At 53.0% G+C, this 14,946-nt stretch carries 15 protein-coding genes; 11 read left to right on the top strand and 4 right to left on the bottom strand.

Annotation, left to right across the window (positions count from 1 at the left end):
• Positions 1 to 12: 12 nt before the first annotated feature.
• Positions 13 to 2,478 (bottom strand): bifunctional aspartate kinase/homoserine dehydrogenase I, encoded by a 2,466-nt coding sequence (gene thrA / locus AB1N33_RS03375; RefSeq protein WP_411270127.1) that lies wholly within the window; start codon positions 2,476 to 2,478, stop codon positions 13 to 15.
• A gap of 405 nt (positions 2,479 to 2,883) precedes the next feature.
• Here thrA and AB1N33_RS03370 point away from each other — a divergent pair, with 405 nt between their 5' ends.
• The 4 genes from AB1N33_RS03370 (at position 2,884) to AB1N33_RS03355 (ending at position 5,460) form a co-directional block, all read left to right on the top strand.
• Positions 2,884 to 3,168 carry a metalloregulator ArsR/SmtB family transcription factor gene (locus AB1N33_RS03370; protein ID WP_411270126.1) on the top strand — a complete coding sequence of 95 codons (285 nt, stop codon included), beginning with the start codon at positions 2,884 to 2,886 and terminating at the stop codon, positions 3,166 to 3,168.
• An 11-nt stretch (positions 3,169 to 3,179) separates the two neighbouring features.
• A complete protein-coding gene (locus AB1N33_RS03365; RefSeq protein ID WP_411270125.1) occupies positions 3,180 to 3,650 on the top strand; it encodes an arsenate reductase ArsC in 471 nt (156 codons plus the stop codon).
• 21 nt (positions 3,651 to 3,671) lie between these two features.
• Positions 3,672 to 4,697 (top strand): ACR3 family arsenite efflux transporter, encoded by a 1,026-nt coding sequence (arsB, locus tag AB1N33_RS03360; protein WP_411270124.1) that lies wholly within the window; start codon positions 3,672 to 3,674, stop codon positions 4,695 to 4,697.
• 79 nt (positions 4,698 to 4,776) lie between these two features.
• A complete protein-coding gene (locus AB1N33_RS03355; protein ID WP_411270123.1) occupies positions 4,777 to 5,460 on the top strand; it encodes an SDR family oxidoreductase in 684 nt (227 codons plus the stop codon).
• Positions 5,461 to 5,473: 13 nt separating this feature from the next.
• Here the strand turns inward: AB1N33_RS03355 and AB1N33_RS03350 are convergent, their stop codons facing one another.
• Complete coding sequence (locus tag AB1N33_RS03350) at positions 5,474 to 5,854, bottom strand: response regulator (protein ID WP_411270122.1); 381 nt, start codon at positions 5,852 to 5,854, stop codon at positions 5,474 to 5,476.
• 175 nt (positions 5,855 to 6,029) lie between these two features.
• Here AB1N33_RS03350 and aceK point away from each other — a divergent pair, with 175 nt between their 5' ends.
• The 3 genes from aceK to AB1N33_RS03335 all read left to right on the top strand — a co-directional run bounded on the left by aceK (position 6,030) and on the right by AB1N33_RS03335 (position 9,920).
• A complete protein-coding gene (gene aceK, locus AB1N33_RS03345; protein ID WP_411270121.1) occupies positions 6,030 to 7,763 on the top strand; it encodes a bifunctional isocitrate dehydrogenase kinase/phosphatase in 1,734 nt (577 codons plus the stop codon).
• Positions 7,764 to 7,866: 103 nt separating this feature from the next.
• Positions 7,867 to 8,544, top strand: a complete 678-nt coding sequence (locus AB1N33_RS03340) for a response regulator transcription factor (RefSeq protein WP_411270120.1) — start codon at positions 7,867 to 7,869, stop codon at positions 8,542 to 8,544.
• On the top strand, positions 8,541 to 9,920 hold the full coding sequence (locus AB1N33_RS03335) for a sensor histidine kinase (RefSeq protein ID WP_411270119.1): 1,380 nt from the start codon (positions 8,541 to 8,543) through the stop codon (positions 9,918 to 9,920). The genes AB1N33_RS03340 and AB1N33_RS03335 overlap by 4 nt, the downstream gene beginning before the upstream one ends.
• On the opposite strand, the gene AB1N33_RS03330 is transcribed toward AB1N33_RS03335, so the two are convergent.
• Both AB1N33_RS03330 and AB1N33_RS03325 read right to left on the bottom strand, forming a co-directional pair.
• Positions 9,901 to 10,443: a DUF3833 domain-containing protein gene (locus tag AB1N33_RS03330; protein ID WP_411270118.1), complete on the bottom strand. Its 543-nt coding sequence runs from the start codon at positions 10,441 to 10,443 to the stop codon at positions 9,901 to 9,903. The two genes, AB1N33_RS03335 and AB1N33_RS03330, sit on opposite strands and share 20 nt — an antisense overlap.
• Positions 10,444 to 10,445: 2 nt before the next feature.
• Positions 10,446 to 10,934 carry a chalcone isomerase family protein gene (locus AB1N33_RS03325; protein WP_411270117.1) on the bottom strand — a complete coding sequence of 163 codons (489 nt, stop codon included), beginning with the start codon at positions 10,932 to 10,934 and terminating at the stop codon, positions 10,446 to 10,448.
• Positions 10,935 to 11,101: 167 nt separating this feature from the next.
• On the opposite strand from AB1N33_RS03325, the gene AB1N33_RS03320 reads away from it, so the two are divergent.
• From AB1N33_RS03320 to nspC, 4 genes are all read left to right on the top strand, one after another.
• Positions 11,102 to 11,995 (top strand): 1-aminocyclopropane-1-carboxylate deaminase/D-cysteine desulfhydrase, encoded by an 894-nt coding sequence (locus AB1N33_RS03320; RefSeq protein WP_411270116.1) that lies wholly within the window; start codon positions 11,102 to 11,104, stop codon positions 11,993 to 11,995.
• Positions 11,996 to 12,059: 64 nt separating this feature from the next.
• On the top strand, positions 12,060 to 12,461 hold the full coding sequence (locus AB1N33_RS03315; protein WP_411270115.1) for a hypothetical protein: 402 nt from the start codon (positions 12,060 to 12,062) through the stop codon (positions 12,459 to 12,461).
• A gap of 119 nt (positions 12,462 to 12,580) precedes the next feature.
• The gene (locus AB1N33_RS03310; protein WP_411270114.1) at positions 12,581 to 13,783 is read left to right on the top strand and encodes a saccharopine dehydrogenase family protein; all 1,203 of its coding nucleotides are present in this window, start codon (positions 12,581 to 12,583) and stop codon (positions 13,781 to 13,783) included.
• 15 nt (positions 13,784 to 13,798) lie between these two features.
• Positions 13,799 to 14,929: a carboxynorspermidine decarboxylase gene (nspC, locus tag AB1N33_RS03305; RefSeq protein ID WP_411270113.1), complete on the top strand. Its 1,131-nt coding sequence runs from the start codon at positions 13,799 to 13,801 to the stop codon at positions 14,927 to 14,929.
• Positions 14,930 to 14,946: the final 17 nt, after the last annotated feature.

Here is a 14,946-nt window from a genome sequence, read left to right as displayed (position 1 = left end):
CTCCTTTAGCGGTTAGTGGCCACTTTGCTTCCATGGCATGGTACGCAGAATATCGGCGAATACCCCTGCTGCGGTCACCGTGCCACCTGCTCCATACCCTCTTATAACATAGGGAATCGGCTGATAGTAATCACTGCTGATGGCGAGCGCATTTTCGCCGTCCTTAACCGCACTTAACGGATTCGACTGCGGAACTTCCTGAATAGATACCGTGCAGCGATCTCCTTCGATGCTGCCAATATACCGCAGGACCTTACCCTCTGCCCGTGCCTTTTCGACACGCTCTGCAAACTGGCCATCCAGTTCGGGCAACCGGGCCATAAACTCATCAACGCTGGCACCGTCAGCAAACCCTTCCGGCAGCACCGACTCAATCTCAATATCACTTAGTTCCAGCTCCAGGTCAGCCTCGCGCGCCATGATCAACAGCTTCCGGGCCACGTCCATACCGCTTAAGTCATCGCGCGGGTCTGGCTCGGTATAGCCATTTTTTCGCGCTGTTGCGGTTGCCTCTGACAGACTCATGCCCTCTTCCAGCTTACCGAAAACGTACGACAGACTACCAGACAAAATGCCTTCAAAGCGGTGCAATACATCTCCGGCACTAAACAGCTTCTGCAGATTATCAATCACTGGCAGCCCTGCACCTACGGTGGTTTCGTATAAGTACTGGCGGTTAGTCGACAGCGCGGTGCGCTGTAGTTTACGGTAATACTCCAGCGAACCGGTATTGGCTTTTTTATTCGGTGTCACAACATGGAAACCCTGTTCCATCATGTCGACGTACTGACGGGCTATCACCTCGTGACTGGTACAATCGACAATCACCGGGTTAACCAGACTGTTGTGGTTAACGAAGTCATGCAGACGGTCGACAGAGAAAATGTCGGTGGCCTGTTCAAGCCGCGCTTTCCAGTCGCCGGACAAATCTATCCCACCAGCATCAAGCAGCAGCTTACGGCTGTTGGCAATACCGTATACATTCAGCTGCACGTTGCGGGTCAGTAGCGCAGGCTGCTGACGGGCAATCTGGCTGAGCAGCTCAGTACCGACATTGCCGCACCCCACCAGAAAAACATCGATAGTATGGCGGTCTGAGAAAAAGTTCTGATGAATCACCCGCACCGCTTTTTTCGCGCGCTTGCTTTCAATCACGGTCGAAATAGAACGCTCTGACGAGCCCTGGGCAATCGCCACATTATTGACTCTGGCCTGTGCCAGTGAGCCAAAGAAGCGGGCCGCCAGCCCTTTGGTCTGGCGCATTCCATCACCCACCAGCGTGACGATGGCCAGATCATGACGCACTTCAATCGGATCAAGCAGTTGGTTCTGCAGTTCCAGCGCAAAGGCATCTTCCAGCAGGTTCAGTGCCCGTTGTGCATCTTTGCTCTGTATACAGAAGCTGATCGAGTATTCTGACGATGACTGCGTAATCAGGCTGATGGAGATATTCGCGTTCGACATCACCTCAAAAACCCGGCTGGCCATACCGACCATCCCTTTCAGACCAGGACCCGCCACGTTGAACATGGTGATGTCGTCAAGCTGGGAAATACCCTTCACCGACGTCCAGATATCACTCGCTTCATTGCTGATCAGGGTGCCCGGCGCGGCTGGATTCAGTGTATTACGGATTAAACAGGGAATATGATGCTGGGCAATCGGCCCGATGGTTTTCGGGTGCAGAACCTTAGCCCCGAAGTAGGACAGCTCCATGGCTTCCTGATAGGTCAGCTTGTCCAGCAATACTGCGCCTTCCACCTGATTCGGGTCGGCATTGTACACGCCATCCACATCTGTCCAGATTTCACAGCAACTGGCATCAATACAGGCAGCCAGCACCGCCGCAGAATAATCAGAGCCGTTACGCCCCAGAGTGACCTTTTCGCCTGCTTCATTGGCCGCCACAAACCCGGGCATCACTAACAGTTCACTGCCATCCACCGGCACGTCAGAAAAACGGGCCTTGCTCAACGCAACATCGGCAATACTGTCCAGGTAACTGCCTTCCGCCAGCACATATTTTACCGGGTCAATAATTCGGTTTTTCACCCCTTTTGCTGACAGCACGGCAGAGAAAAAAGTCACCGACACGTATTCACCAATACTCAGCAGCCCGGCAGCCACAGGATCAGGTGCCACGCCAAGCAACCGAATGCCTTCGAGGTGCTTTTTCAGCAGCGCCAGCTGTGCTTCAACAAAGGTCGTCACTCTGGTCCGGTCGTAACCGGCTACCTGCTCAGCCAGCGCCTGATTGATGCCATTTAAGGTCGCTTCCAGCCTGGTAAACAGTGGCGCGGTATCGTCTCCTGCCGCAGCCTGTTCACACAGTGAAGACAGGGCATTGGTCACGCCTTTGGGCGCAGACAGCACGACAGCGGCCCCCTCGGTACTGTGCGTGTCCAGGCAAATCTCTGTTACGGCAAGATAGCGCGGTGCGTCAGCGAGGGACGATCCTCCAAACTTCAAGACTTTCATGTGCTGCTCCTTTCTCTGGCCTGGCCGACACCGGTTTGTGCGGTAAAAAAAAACCCGCTCTCGGTGAGGCGGGCTTCTCTGGTCTGTAAATTTAACGCACTAACCAGCGACCGCCCTCAACGAGGTGGTAATCATCATGCCGGTGGTGGTCATCATATTCGCGTTCATGGGTTCAATTTGCCGTATGGACGTCTATCTGTCAACTGCATATTCCAGCAGACAGTATTTCACTTAATGAAACAAAAAAATGCCACTTGTGCGCCAGGTGAAACAGTTGTGTCACTAAACTTTCATTTGATGACGGGCCTTTTACATGCAAATATTTACATATGTAAAAATTCACATATTTTAATTATGACACCACAGGATTTGTTCAGGTGCCTGTCAGACCCTACGCGACTGTCATTGACGCTACTCATTCGTCAGGTCGGCGAGGCGTGCGTGTGCGATCTGATCACGGCTATCCGCCTTGACCAGCCGAAGGTCTCCCGCTGTTTACGGGATTTAAGGCGGTGCGGTGTGCTGGCCGATGAGCGCCGGGGAAAATGGGTCTTTTATCGCCTGCACCCCTCACTGCCCGACTGGGCGGCAGCGGTACTTAACGCCGCAGGCGCAGCACAACAGGATACACTCCATGAATCAATGCAGAGCCTGACGGCAGTTCAGGCTGCCGCCGGGCGCTGTTGTTAACAGGAAAGCCAATGAAAATATTATATATCTGCACGCACAACCGCTGCCGCAGCATTCTCTCCGAGGCCATCACCAACCATCTGGCTGGCGACCTGATCACTGCGCGCAGTGCCGGCAGTCAGCCCGCTGGCGAAGTCCATCCGCAAACGCTGCGTTCTCTGCAGGCATCTGGAATCAGCACGGCGGAGCTTCAAAGCCGGTCGTGGGATGAATTTGAAGACTTTGCACCGGACCTGGTGATCACCGTCTGTGATTCTGCTGCGGGTGAAAGCTGTCCGCTATGGATGGGTAACACGATAAAACTTCACTGGGGGCTGGCCGACCCCTCAAAAGTGACCGGCTCAGATGCACATATCAATGCCGCCTTCGGGGACTGTATGGCTAAAATAACACAGCGCGTATTACTGATGCGCGACCAACTGGAAGCCGGCGCAGACAAAGCCGGCCTGCTGGCTGCGATTAGCGCGCAGGGCGCGCAGTAACCGCAAGTAAACGAGGACACTATGGGAATTTTCGAACGTTATTTATCCGTTTGGGTGGGGCTTGCCATTCTTGCCGGGATCATTGTCGGGCCACAGATGCCTGACAGATTTCAACGTATCAGCGAACTGGAGTATGCGCATGTCAATCTGGTCATCGCCGTCCTTATCTGGCTGATGATTTACCCGATGATGGTGCAAATCGACTTTTCATCTATAAAGGATGTCGGTAAAAAGCCGAAAGGCCTGGTCCTGACACTGGTGATTAACTGGCTTATCAAGCCCTTTACCATGGCACTACTGGGCTGGATTTTCTTCAAAGGACTGTTTGCTGACTGGGTCGACCCGCAAACCGCCTCTGAGTATATTGCCGGCATGATCCTGCTTGGTGTCGCACCGTGCACCGCCATGGTCTTTGTGTGGAGTCAGCTGACCAAAGGTGATGCCAACTACACACTGGTTCAGGTGTCGGTCAACGATGTCATTATGATATTTGCTTTTGCGCCAATTGCCGGCCTGTTACTGGGTGTTACCGATATTACCGTGCCCTGGAACACATTACTGCTGTCTGTCGTCATGTACGTGCTTATTCCGCTGGTTGCCGGTGCTATTACCCGTAACAGACTGGACAGCGCCGACAATCATCAGCGTCTCAACCGGTTTCTGGCCATCATGAAACCCTGGTCGGTGATTGGACTGCTGGCGACGGTGTTCTTGTTGTTTGGCCTGCAGGCCGAGACCATTCTGGCGCAGCCCGAGGCCATTGCACTGATTGCTGTACCGCTGCTTATTCAGACCTATGGGATTTTTGCACTCGCCTATTTTCTGGCGCGCCGCCTTAGACTGTCACACAGTATTGCCGCACCGGCCTGTATGATAGGTACCTCCAACTTTTTCGAGCTGGCGGTCGCGGTTGCGATTTCCATGTTTGGCATGCACTCGGGAGCAGCGCTGGCTACCGTCGTAGGCGTGCTGGTTGAGGTCCCTGTGATGCTGTCACTGGTGGCTTTTGCTAACCGCACAAGACACTGGTTTCCCCACAGCGAGTGATTGAACCGCCCGCGCGGTGATCCATATTTGCGTGACCGCGAATCAAAGACATTACGACTTGACGAAAGAAGAGGAAATAATGTCTGAAAAAGTGATGCTGATTACCGGTGCCTCGAGCGGCATCGGCGCTGCCACCGCACGAAAGCTGGTCGAACACGGACACAAAGTCGCGCTGCTGGCGCGCAGCGAAGATAAGCTGCAAGCCCTGGTTGCAGAACTGGGTGACGATAATGCCCTTGCCTGCCCGGCCGATGCCACCTCCTTCGCGGCGCAGCAGGATGCCGTAGAACAAACCCTGTCACGCTACGGACGGATTGATGCGGTATTTGCTAATGCAGGCACCGGCGTGTCCACGCCCGGTACCGAGGGTGGCGATGTTGAAGAGTGGGACAGACTCATCGATATCAACGTGAAAGCCCTGCTTTACACGGCAAAGGCAACATTGCCGTCATTGCGCAAAACCCAGGGACACTTATTCATTACCAGCTCTGCCGCCGGCAGAAAACCGATAAAGGGATCCATTTATGGCGCCAGTAAATGGTTTGCCTATGGGTTTGGCCTGAATCTGGCGGAGGAAATGGCTGAGTGGCACGGGCGGTGCACCACCATTTGTCCCGGCGTCGTCAACACCCCGTTTTTTGATGAGCCCAAGGAGACCAAGCTACAGCCCGACGATGTGGCTGACGCGGTATTGCATGCGCTTAATGCCAGTCCGAGAAATAATGTGCGGGAAATTTATCTGATGCCAACCTACACAGGGTAGCAAAGGCACAGCGTTATGCAGGCTCTGCCGCGCGCAGACCGTACTGACTTAAGACCTGGCCAAGCTGCATGCGATTGACCGGCTTGGCCAGAAAGTCCAGCGCCCCCAGTTCACGAACCATAGCTTGCTGGGCGGGCTGTACGTCACCGGATACAACAATGACGAATACATCCAGCTGCTGCGCTTTGATGGCCTGAAGGACCCCAATGCCATCAAGTACCGGCATGGTCAGATCAAGCAGCAACAGATCAACGGTCTGAGAGGTTAAGACCTTCAGCGCTTCGGCACCATTTTCTGCCTCAACAATGCGGTCACAAAATCCATCGGGCAATGCGCGCCTGGCCATTTTCCTCGCCAGCGCTGAATCATCACAAATCAGTACATTAAAGCTCACACTATCCTCTTTGCCTTCACCGTGCGTTGCCGGGCATCCATGCAGCGCTGAGAAAAGAAATTGCCCCGATTTCCGGTAAATAATGGCGGTAAATGGTGGCTATTTCGTTTAGCTTGTCGCATTAATCACCCAGATTATGCTAGAACGAAAGACGTGTCTACTAGGGAGCCGTTTTATGGGTGACGTTGCGCTGGCCAGAAAAGTCGCATTTTTAATTATTTCCAACTTCGACCGCAGTTATCGCTGGTTTAGCCGAATAACCCGCGGCGCACAGCAGCGTTTTGAACAGGGGCTGTGGAAAGATACCCAGATAGCCTCCCGCGAGCGCATCACAATTTATGAACAAAGTCTGGCCGACGCGGTAGCCGAGATTTACCACCTGGTCGAAGTCCATCAGAAAGATGACGTATTCTGGCAGGAGCTGAAAAAGCACTACACCCGGCTGCTCGAGGGCCATCCTCAGTTTGAACTGGCGGAAACCTTTTATAACTCTGTCATCGGGCGTATTTTTAAACACCGTAAAATTGATAACAGCATGATGTTTGTGCTGCCCAGTCGCTGCTTCCTGCCCGGTCGTGACCGTGACAAGGTCATCAACAGTTTTGACGTCACCACCACCGTGCGTCAGATGTATGAATCGATTTTTTCCCGCTATCGCTACAACGTACCGTTTGAGGATTATGAGCGAGACCTGGTGAACCTCGAAGCCGCCCTGCGCAACCGGCTGACAACCGAGCAACTGGCCAGTGTGACTGCCGTTGAAATTCTTCGTCCGACGTTTTTCAGGGGCAAAGCCGCCTACATTATCGGCCGTATCTGTATGCCCGATGAAACCCTGCCGTTTGTTATTTCATTGCAAACCAACGAACAACAGCACCTGTTTGTTGATGCCCTGCTGACCGACCGCAAAGATCTCAGCGTGGTGTTTGGCTTCGCGCGCAGCTACTTTATGGCTGACAGCCAGCATCCCGCTGAGGTCGTCGCTTTTTTGCAGGAATTACTGCCCAACAAAAAGCATTTCGAACTTTACATGGCGCTGGGGCACTACAAGCACGGCAAAACAGTGTTTTACCGCAATTTCCTGCAACATCTGGATAACTCTGATGATCAGTTCGAGGCGGCGCCCGGCATCCGTGGGCTGGTAATGATGGTGTTCCACCTGCCCTCTTATGGCGTAGTCTTTAAAATCATCAAAGACGAATTTGCAGAGAGTAAGAAAATTACCCGTGAACACGTCAAAGACTGTTACCGGCTGGTAAAAATGTCTGACCGTGTCGGGCGTATGGCCGACACCCACGAATATGTGAATTTCAGACTGCCACTGAACCGTGTCTCACCCGAACTGATGGAAGAACTGCAGGCCACCTGCGCCTCCAGTCTCGAGATCAATGGAGATGAACTCATCATCCGCCATCTGTATATCGAACGAAAAATGACACCGCTCAATCTGTACCTTGAGCAGGAACAGGATGAAGACAAACTGCACAACGCCATTAATGAACTGGGACTGTGTATCAAACAAATTGCGCTGGCCAATATCTTCCCGGGTGACATGCTGCACAAAAACTTTGGTATTACCCGTCATGGGCGGGTGATCTTCTACGACTACGATGAAATTTGCCTGATGAGCGAACGTAACTTCCGTCATCTTCCCAAGTCTGATGACCCCTACGCCCTCGATACCCTGTCTGTCGCACCGAATGATGTTTTTCCCGAACAGTTTGAACATTTTATTGTGGGAAAAAAGAAATTTAAGGACATACTCAAAGCACTGCACGGTGATTTAATGACACCAGAGTACTGGCAGCAGGTACAGCGTATTACTGCCCGTGGTGAAGTACAGAACTTCACGCCGTATAACCCTGACATGCGTTTTGACCGCACGGTAAAGCACGAATCACCAGCATAAGCGGGCAGAAGCAGCAAAAGTGATCGTTGTTGCCGGTTTAAACAGTACTACAATCAGAGAAGCGCCGACATGGCAGCATTCATCATAGCGGCAGATAACAACAATGAACGTACTCCTAATTGAAGATGACCCTACCGTGGGGAAACATATCGCGCTAGGTCTGGTTCAGGCCGGACATCAGTGCGAGACCATGACAGATGGTGAAGACGGGCTGCGTGAAGCCCGGTCTCAGCATCACGATGTTATCATTCTGGACATCATGCTCCCCGGCATGGATGGATTCTCTATTCTTGAAAGCTTACGCGCTGACAATATTCACACCCCGGTATTATTGCTCAGTGCAAAAAGCCAGGTGGACGACAAAGTGCGTGGCTTGCGAACAGGCGCTAACGACTACCTGACCAAACCTTTTGCCTTTGAGGAATTACTGGCACGGGCAGAAGGCCTTGCCCGGCCCCGCGACCCCGACAGTGCAACACAACTTCGCGTTGGCGACCTGACCCTGGACCTGCTGAACCGCAAGGTGACCCGTGGCGACACGGAAATAGAACTGCAGTCCAAGGAGTTCCAGTTGCTCGAATGCCTGCTGCGTCACCGCAATAAGGTGGTAACACGCAGCATGCTGCTGGAACACGTGTGGAATTATCATTTCGATCCACAAACCAATGTGATCGACGTGCACATCAGCCGTCTGCGCCAGAAAGTGGATAAAACCTTCAACGTGCCGCTGATTGAAACTGTTCGCGGCACCGGCTACCGGATTTCGGATCCCGCTTCGTGATAGCCATTGGTACGTTCACCCGAAGCTCAAGTTTTCGGGTGGGGGTGTTGTTAACCTCGCTGGCCACTATCGCGGTACTGTTCATCCTGTATTTCTGGCGACTTGCCAGCAGCGATATTTTTGTCCGTGAGGCCCGAGCAGCGGTCAGTGCAGAGCGCTTTGCGTTTGAGCAGGTGTATGCCAGTGGTGGCATTGAGGCGGTCATTCGGGCAGTCAGTAACCGGCTCAGTCATAACGATGCCAATGGCGTCTACCTTCTGCTTGCGCCTGATGGTGCCGCCCGTGCCGGTAACCTGTCATCAGCCAGTCTCTCCGGCATCAGCGATACCGCGTACACCCGCCTTGAGCTGCCACTGAAAGCCATCCATCGTGAAGGTTCGGGCCGCACACTGATAGACGTGCTGCTGACTCGTGTGCCACTGGGCGAACACCAGTTAGTGATTGGCCGCAATATCGACCAGATAGACCGCGCGCAATGGTTCGGCAAAACCTTTAGCTGGGTCGTCATCGGGTTACTGGCGATGGCAGGCATTCTGTCTTTTGCGGTGGCGATTTATGTCGTGAACCGCATTAACCGTATGTCGCGTACCGCCGACAGCATTATCAAAACCGGTAGCTTAAAAGAACGGCTTGAAATCGACAGTAACTGGGACGATCTCAGCCGTCTGGCGGTGATGTTTAACCAGATGCTGGATAAAATTGAAGAGGCTGTCAGCAACATCAAATCGGTCACCGACAATATTGCACACGATCTGCGTACCCCGCTTTCCCGTCTTCGTTCTACGCTTGAACAAATCGATGACCCGCAGCTTCGTCACAAGGCCACCAGCGAAGCCGACAATCTGTTGAATATGTTTAACAGTCTGCTGCGCATCAGCGACATTGAAACACGCCGACATCGGGAGGGCTTTTGCCATATTCAGCTCGACACCCTGGTTCAGGATGTGGTGGAAATGTACCAGCCTCTGGCGGAAGACAAAGAGGTTACCATCAGCGCATCGCTGGCACCCCAGCCGTTTTTTGCTGATCCCAATCTGTTATTTCAGGCCATCGCCAATGTACTGGATAATGCGGTGAAATATTCTGCCACGGGCGGGCATATTGAGATTCGGCTGCTACAGACCGGCAAACGGGTGGTGCTGGCGGTAAATGATAACGGCGAAGGCATTGCCCACAGTGACGCCACAAAGCTGGAGCGACGATTCTTTCGGGCTGAAACCAGCCGCACTACGCAGGGTAACGGGTTGGGCCTGTCGCTGGTGTCTGCCATTGTCACCCTGCACCAGGGAGAATTGTGGTTTGTGTATGACCCGCTGAATGCGGGTCATGGGCTGGGTGTCACGATGACGTTTCCGATCAGGGTTGCTTCTGCATGAAAATGGTGACTTCCGCCATCACCAGACCAAATTTGCGGATGTAGGACCGGTTCATCATCGCTGCGTCATCAAAGGCCCAGAACCAGTCATCAAAGGTCACGCGGTATGTGGTGTCATCAACCGGCAGGTCCATTTCATAGTGAAAATTAAACGCATTGCCGTAGGGTGTTCCGGTCGCAGGACCGGCAATATCCCCGGCGTTCCCCGTAAACGTTCCATCAGCGTTTTCGGTAATTTTCCAGTTGCGTGATGCCGGTCCCTCACCCACACCATAGGTAAATGTCTCGTCCAGAGTCAAAACGTTATTTTCTATGCGCCCGTCAATATCGACCACAAACCGCTGCACTACCTCGCCTGATCGGTTCTGAACAATCCCCCATGCCCGCACTTTGCCATCAAAGAAGTCCTTGATGGAAAACACCGGTTCAACCGCGGTGTAATTGTTACCATCAACTGACACCGAACAGCCTGTCAGTAGCAGCGCCGTTATGCCGGCAATCGTTAAGCGTCGCAGAAACACCATAATCATTCCTTGTTCAGATTCAGTAATTGATTTCTAAAATCGGGCTCCGAGGTTTTCTCGCTAAGCCAGATAGCAAAAAAGCGCTCAGTGAACTCTTTGTCTTCCACTTCACCGAGTAACTCGTCACCTTTGTAAAAGCGGGTATGTTGCTCTGGCGTCACGACCCCGACCAGCGTTTCGTCTTCGCCGACATCCGGAAACAACGATGCCATCAGCTCAAGCCACCTGCGCGCTTTTTGTTCGTCACTCAGCCCCTGTTTACGCATTTCCTCTATCGACTTCTCGGCAATCGCTTTACCCTCAAAGTCCCGCTGATAGGTCAGCGCCAGTGCATACGGTGTGGCCGGCCAGTCTCCCTGCGGCGCATACAGGGTAGCCTGATACACATCCCAGAAATAATAGGTAAACATGGCCTCACCTACCGGTGCGGCATTATCGACGTTGCTTACCACTACCGAAGGCATCGCACTCGCAACGTTTATTGTCAGCATCAGCGCTGCACAAGAGCGTATGAAAAACCTCACCATTGCTTGCTACTCCACAATGAACCCGATACGTTATCTGTTAATAACGCCTTTCATTTGCCATTATTACTGTCAGCCCGCAAGCGCCGATCACTCATTACCAATGATTAATTCTTCGTGCCAGAGTCGACTTTATGCCACCTGTAAGCCCTGACATGCCTTCCTGTCATCTGCCGTCACCATTAACGCCACTGTCGCCGTCGTGGAAGGGTGCAGATGCCGTCACGCTGATGGTAAAGCGCGATGACCTCATTCATCCTGTCATTTCCGGCAATAAATGGCGCAAGCTGTGGCCAGCATTTGCAGATCACACAACCCCGCCACACCATGTGATAAGTTTTGGCGGCGGTTTTTCCAACCATCTGCATGCACTTGGCTATCTCTGCCATCTGAAAGGGATTGGGTTTACTGCGATCATTCGCGGCAACTACAGAGGGCAGGAAACGCCCATGCTGCAGGACCTTATCGCCTGGGGTGCATCACTGCGCTACGTCACCAAACAGCTGTATCAGCAGCGTGAGGACACCGACTTTCTCAACACGCTGCGCACCGAATTTCCGCATTGTCTGATCATTCCTGAAGGTGGCAGTCAGCAGGCAGCGCTACGCGGTACCCGCGGCATTGTGACCGAAATCACTGCTCCCTTTGATGTGATGGTCGTGCCGGTTGCCAGCGGTGGCACGCTGGCAGGGATCATCAGTGCATTACAACCAGACCAGACTGCGCTGGGCATTGGTGTGCTGAAAGGCGAAGACTACCTGAACAGCCTGGTTACCCGTTTACTGCCACAAATGCATTCAGCCGGGTGGCACATCGAGAGCCGTTTTCACCACGGAGGGTATGCGAAAAGTACACCGGCACTGAATACGTTCTGCCATGCGTTCAGCAACGAAACCGGGATCCCCGTTGAGCCCGTATATTCAGGCAAAATGTTCTTCGCTCTCAAAGCGTTAATTGAAGAAGAATATTTTGCGCCCGGCACCCGTATTGTCGCAGTGCATACCGGCGGACTCCAGGGCGCGCGCTAAGTGATCTTCTGACCCATTCTGGTCGTTTTTAAAGACATCATTTACCTAACAAAGAGGCAGCCCTATGGTCTGGCGTACCCGCGCACTTCCACAACCGGTTCAGACACTGATCACCCGGGCGCTGACACTGTGCAAATCCCTGCTTGCACACAGCAGCCACTTTTATCCGTTTGCCGCTGTTTATGAAGAAGGCAAGGTGGGTTGTCTGTTTACCGACGATCCCAGTGATGAAGCCAGCCCCGCGCAGCTGATCGAAAAATTGCAGTGGCGCATTATCGATACCACTACAGATTCGAACAGTTACAGTACGCTGGTCTATGCCGCCACCGTTTACACGCAGGGAGATCGTCAGCTTGATGCCATCGCGGTCAATGTCACTGCCCCGGATGGCAGCGAAACCCGGCTTATTTACCCCTATTTCCGGGTCGCGGACACCGTCATGATTGCAGAGCCAATGGAGGGCTGAAAGCGGCTGAAAAATGACAATCTTTTTAGCCTTTGCAGACTGACTTTGCTTGCCTATTTACTGTTGTCTGCTAGGATTCAGCGCAATTCATTCAGTAATCCAATTCGGGGATAAATAATATGTCTCGTGTGTTAATTATTGGTGCAGGCGGCGTCGCCTCAGTAACCGTAAAAAAGTGTGCGCGTCTGCCTGAGTATTTCGATGAAATCTACCTTGCCAGCCGCACCCTGTCTAAGTGTGAAGCCCTTCAGAAAGAAGTCGGCGAAGACCGTGTAAAGGGTGTATTTGCACTGGATGCGGATAACGCAGCAGAAGTAGAAGCGCTGATTAACCAGGTCAAACCGGATCTGGTTATTAACCTGGCACTGCCGTACCAGGACCTGCCTATTATGGACGCCTGTCTGGCAACCAAAACACACTACCTGGATACCGCGAACTATGAGCCAAAAGACAAAGCAGAATTTGAATACTCCTGGCAGTGGGCATATCAGGACAAATTTAAAGATGCAGGTATCATGGCGCTGCTGGGCAGCGGCTTCGATCCGGGTGTTACTAACGTTTTCACGGCCTATGCCGCAAAACATTATTTCGACGAAGTTCACTATCTGGATATCGTAGACTGTAACGGCGGTGACCACGGTCAGGCGTTCGCAACCAACTTCAACCCGGAAATCAACATTCGTGAAATTACCCAGCGCGGTCGCTACTGGGAAAATGGCGAGTGGAAAGAAACCGACCCACTGAGCGTACGTGAAGATCTGGACTACCAGAACATTGGTGTGCGCGCTTCTTACCTGATGTTCCACGAAGAGCTGGAGTCGCTGGTCAAGCACTTCCCTACCCTGAAACGTGCCCGTTTCTGGATGACGTTCGGAGATGCATACCTCAACCACCTGCGTGTGCTGGAAGGTATTGGCATGACCAGCATCGAGCCGGTTGAATTCCAGGGCCAGAAAATTGTACCGCTGGAATTTCTGAAAGCAGTACTGCCTAACCCGGGCTCACTGGCCGAGGGCTATACCGGCATGACCTGTATCGGTACCTATATTACCGGTATGAAAGACGGTAAAGAAAAAACCATCTTCATTTACAACAACTGTGACCACGCGAAGACCAACGAGGAGTTGGGTGCCCAGGCGGTATCTTATACCACCGGCGTGCCTGCCATGATTGGCGCGATGCTGATGCTTAACGGTCAGTGGATGAAGCCAGGCGTATGGAACATGGAACAGTTTGATCCGGATCCGTTCATGGAACAGCTGAACCAGCATGGTCTGCCATGGCATATCATCGAGTGCGACGAAAGTCCGTTCAAACGATAACAGGAGCGTAGGGTCTTGACTGATCTGACAACCCGCACGGACATCCCGTCACCGTGCTACGTGCTTGAAGAGGCGAAACTCATTGCCAACCTGGAGCTGATGAAGCGGGTGCAGGATGCCTCCGGCGTCCGCATCATTCTGGCACTGAAGGGCTTTTCTATGTGGTCGAGCTTCGACATTGTGAAGCAGTACCTGCATGGCGCCACGGCCAGCTCGGTATGGGAAGCCAGACTGGCATCGGAAATGGGCAAAGAGGTGCATGCTTATGCACCAGCCTACAAGCTACAGGACATTGATGCCCTGAAAACACTGGTCAACCACCTGACGTTCAACAGCCTGACCCAATGGCAGACATACAAAGACGCCCTGCCCGGCGTGTCGCTGGGTCTGCGCATTAACCCGGAACACCAGGAAGCGGAGACGCCACTGTACGATCCGGCAGCCCCCGGGTCGCGTCTGGGTATTCGCGCCAGTGAACTGGAAGGCGTTGATCTGACCGGTATTGAAGGGTTGCACTGCCATAACCTGTGCGAGTGTGACTCGTTTGCGACCGAGCGTACGCTTAACGCCATTGAACAGCGCTTCGGCAAGTGGCTGGGGCAAATGAAGTGGCTGAACCTGGGCGGTGGTCACCTGATGACCCGCGCCGGTTACGATGTTGAGCACCTTATCCGCACGCTGTCAGACTTTAAAGCCCGCTACCCGCACCTGGATGTCATCATGGAGCCGGGCTCTGCCGTTGCCTGGCAGACCGGGCCGCTGATTGCTGAGGTGGTGGACATTGTCAGCAACGAAGGCGACATCGCCATTCTGGATATTTCTGCCACGGCGCACATGCCGGATGTGCTGGAAATGCCTTACCGGCCTGCCATCCTCAATGCCGGTTTACCGGGTGAAAAAGCCCATGACTATAAGCTGGGTGGAAACTCGTGTCTGGCCGGTGATGTTATCGATACCTACTCGTTTGACGCGCCGCTCAAGCCGGGTGACCGTATTCAGTTTGAGGATATGATGCATTACACCATGGTGAAAACCACGTTCTTTAACGGGGTGCAGCATCCTGCCATTGGTATTTTGCGCAAAAACGGGGAGTTCGATCTGGTGCGTGAATTTACCTACGACGATTTTAAAGGACGACTGTCCTGAGTAACTAAATAAGGCGG

It is taken from the genome of Alteromonas nitratireducens (assembly GCF_040812025.1).
In the GTDB taxonomy this organism is placed as follows: domain Bacteria; phylum Pseudomonadota; class Gammaproteobacteria; order Enterobacterales; family Alteromonadaceae; genus Alteromonas; species Alteromonas nitratireducens.
Note: the sequence above shows the minus strand (reverse complement) of the source record. Positions and strands in the feature narration are given on the sequence as shown.

What these genes read in the sequence shown, in the direction of transcription:
- thrA (WP_411270127.1), bottom strand. Translation starts at nt 2,478, where the DNA reads ATGAAAGTCTTGAAGTTTGGAGGATCGTCCCTCGCTGACGCACCGCGC.
- AB1N33_RS03365 (WP_411270125.1), top strand. Translation starts at nt 3,180, where the DNA reads ATGAAAATATTATATATCTGCACGCACAACCGCTGCCGCAGCATTCTC.
- arsB (WP_411270124.1), top strand. Translation starts at nt 3,672, where the DNA reads ATGGGAATTTTCGAACGTTATTTATCCGTTTGGGTGGGGCTTGCCATT.
- AB1N33_RS03355 (WP_411270123.1), top strand. Translation starts at nt 4,777, where the DNA reads ATGTCTGAAAAAGTGATGCTGATTACCGGTGCCTCGAGCGGCATCGGC.
- aceK (WP_411270121.1), top strand. Translation starts at nt 6,030, where the DNA reads ATGGGTGACGTTGCGCTGGCCAGAAAAGTCGCATTTTTAATTATTTCC.
- AB1N33_RS03340 (WP_411270120.1), top strand. Translation starts at nt 7,867, where the DNA reads ATGAACGTACTCCTAATTGAAGATGACCCTACCGTGGGGAAACATATC.
- AB1N33_RS03330 (WP_411270118.1), bottom strand. Translation starts at nt 10,443, where the DNA reads ATGGTGTTTCTGCGACGCTTAACGATTGCCGGCATAACGGCGCTGCTA.
- AB1N33_RS03325 (WP_411270117.1), bottom strand. Translation starts at nt 10,934, where the DNA reads ATGCTGACAATAAACGTTGCGAGTGCGATGCCTTCGGTAGTGGTAAGC.
- AB1N33_RS03320 (WP_411270116.1), top strand. Translation starts at nt 11,102, where the DNA reads ATGCCACCTGTAAGCCCTGACATGCCTTCCTGTCATCTGCCGTCACCA.
- AB1N33_RS03315 (WP_411270115.1), top strand. Translation starts at nt 12,060, where the DNA reads ATGGTCTGGCGTACCCGCGCACTTCCACAACCGGTTCAGACACTGATC.
- AB1N33_RS03310 (WP_411270114.1), top strand. Translation starts at nt 12,581, where the DNA reads ATGTCTCGTGTGTTAATTATTGGTGCAGGCGGCGTCGCCTCAGTAACC.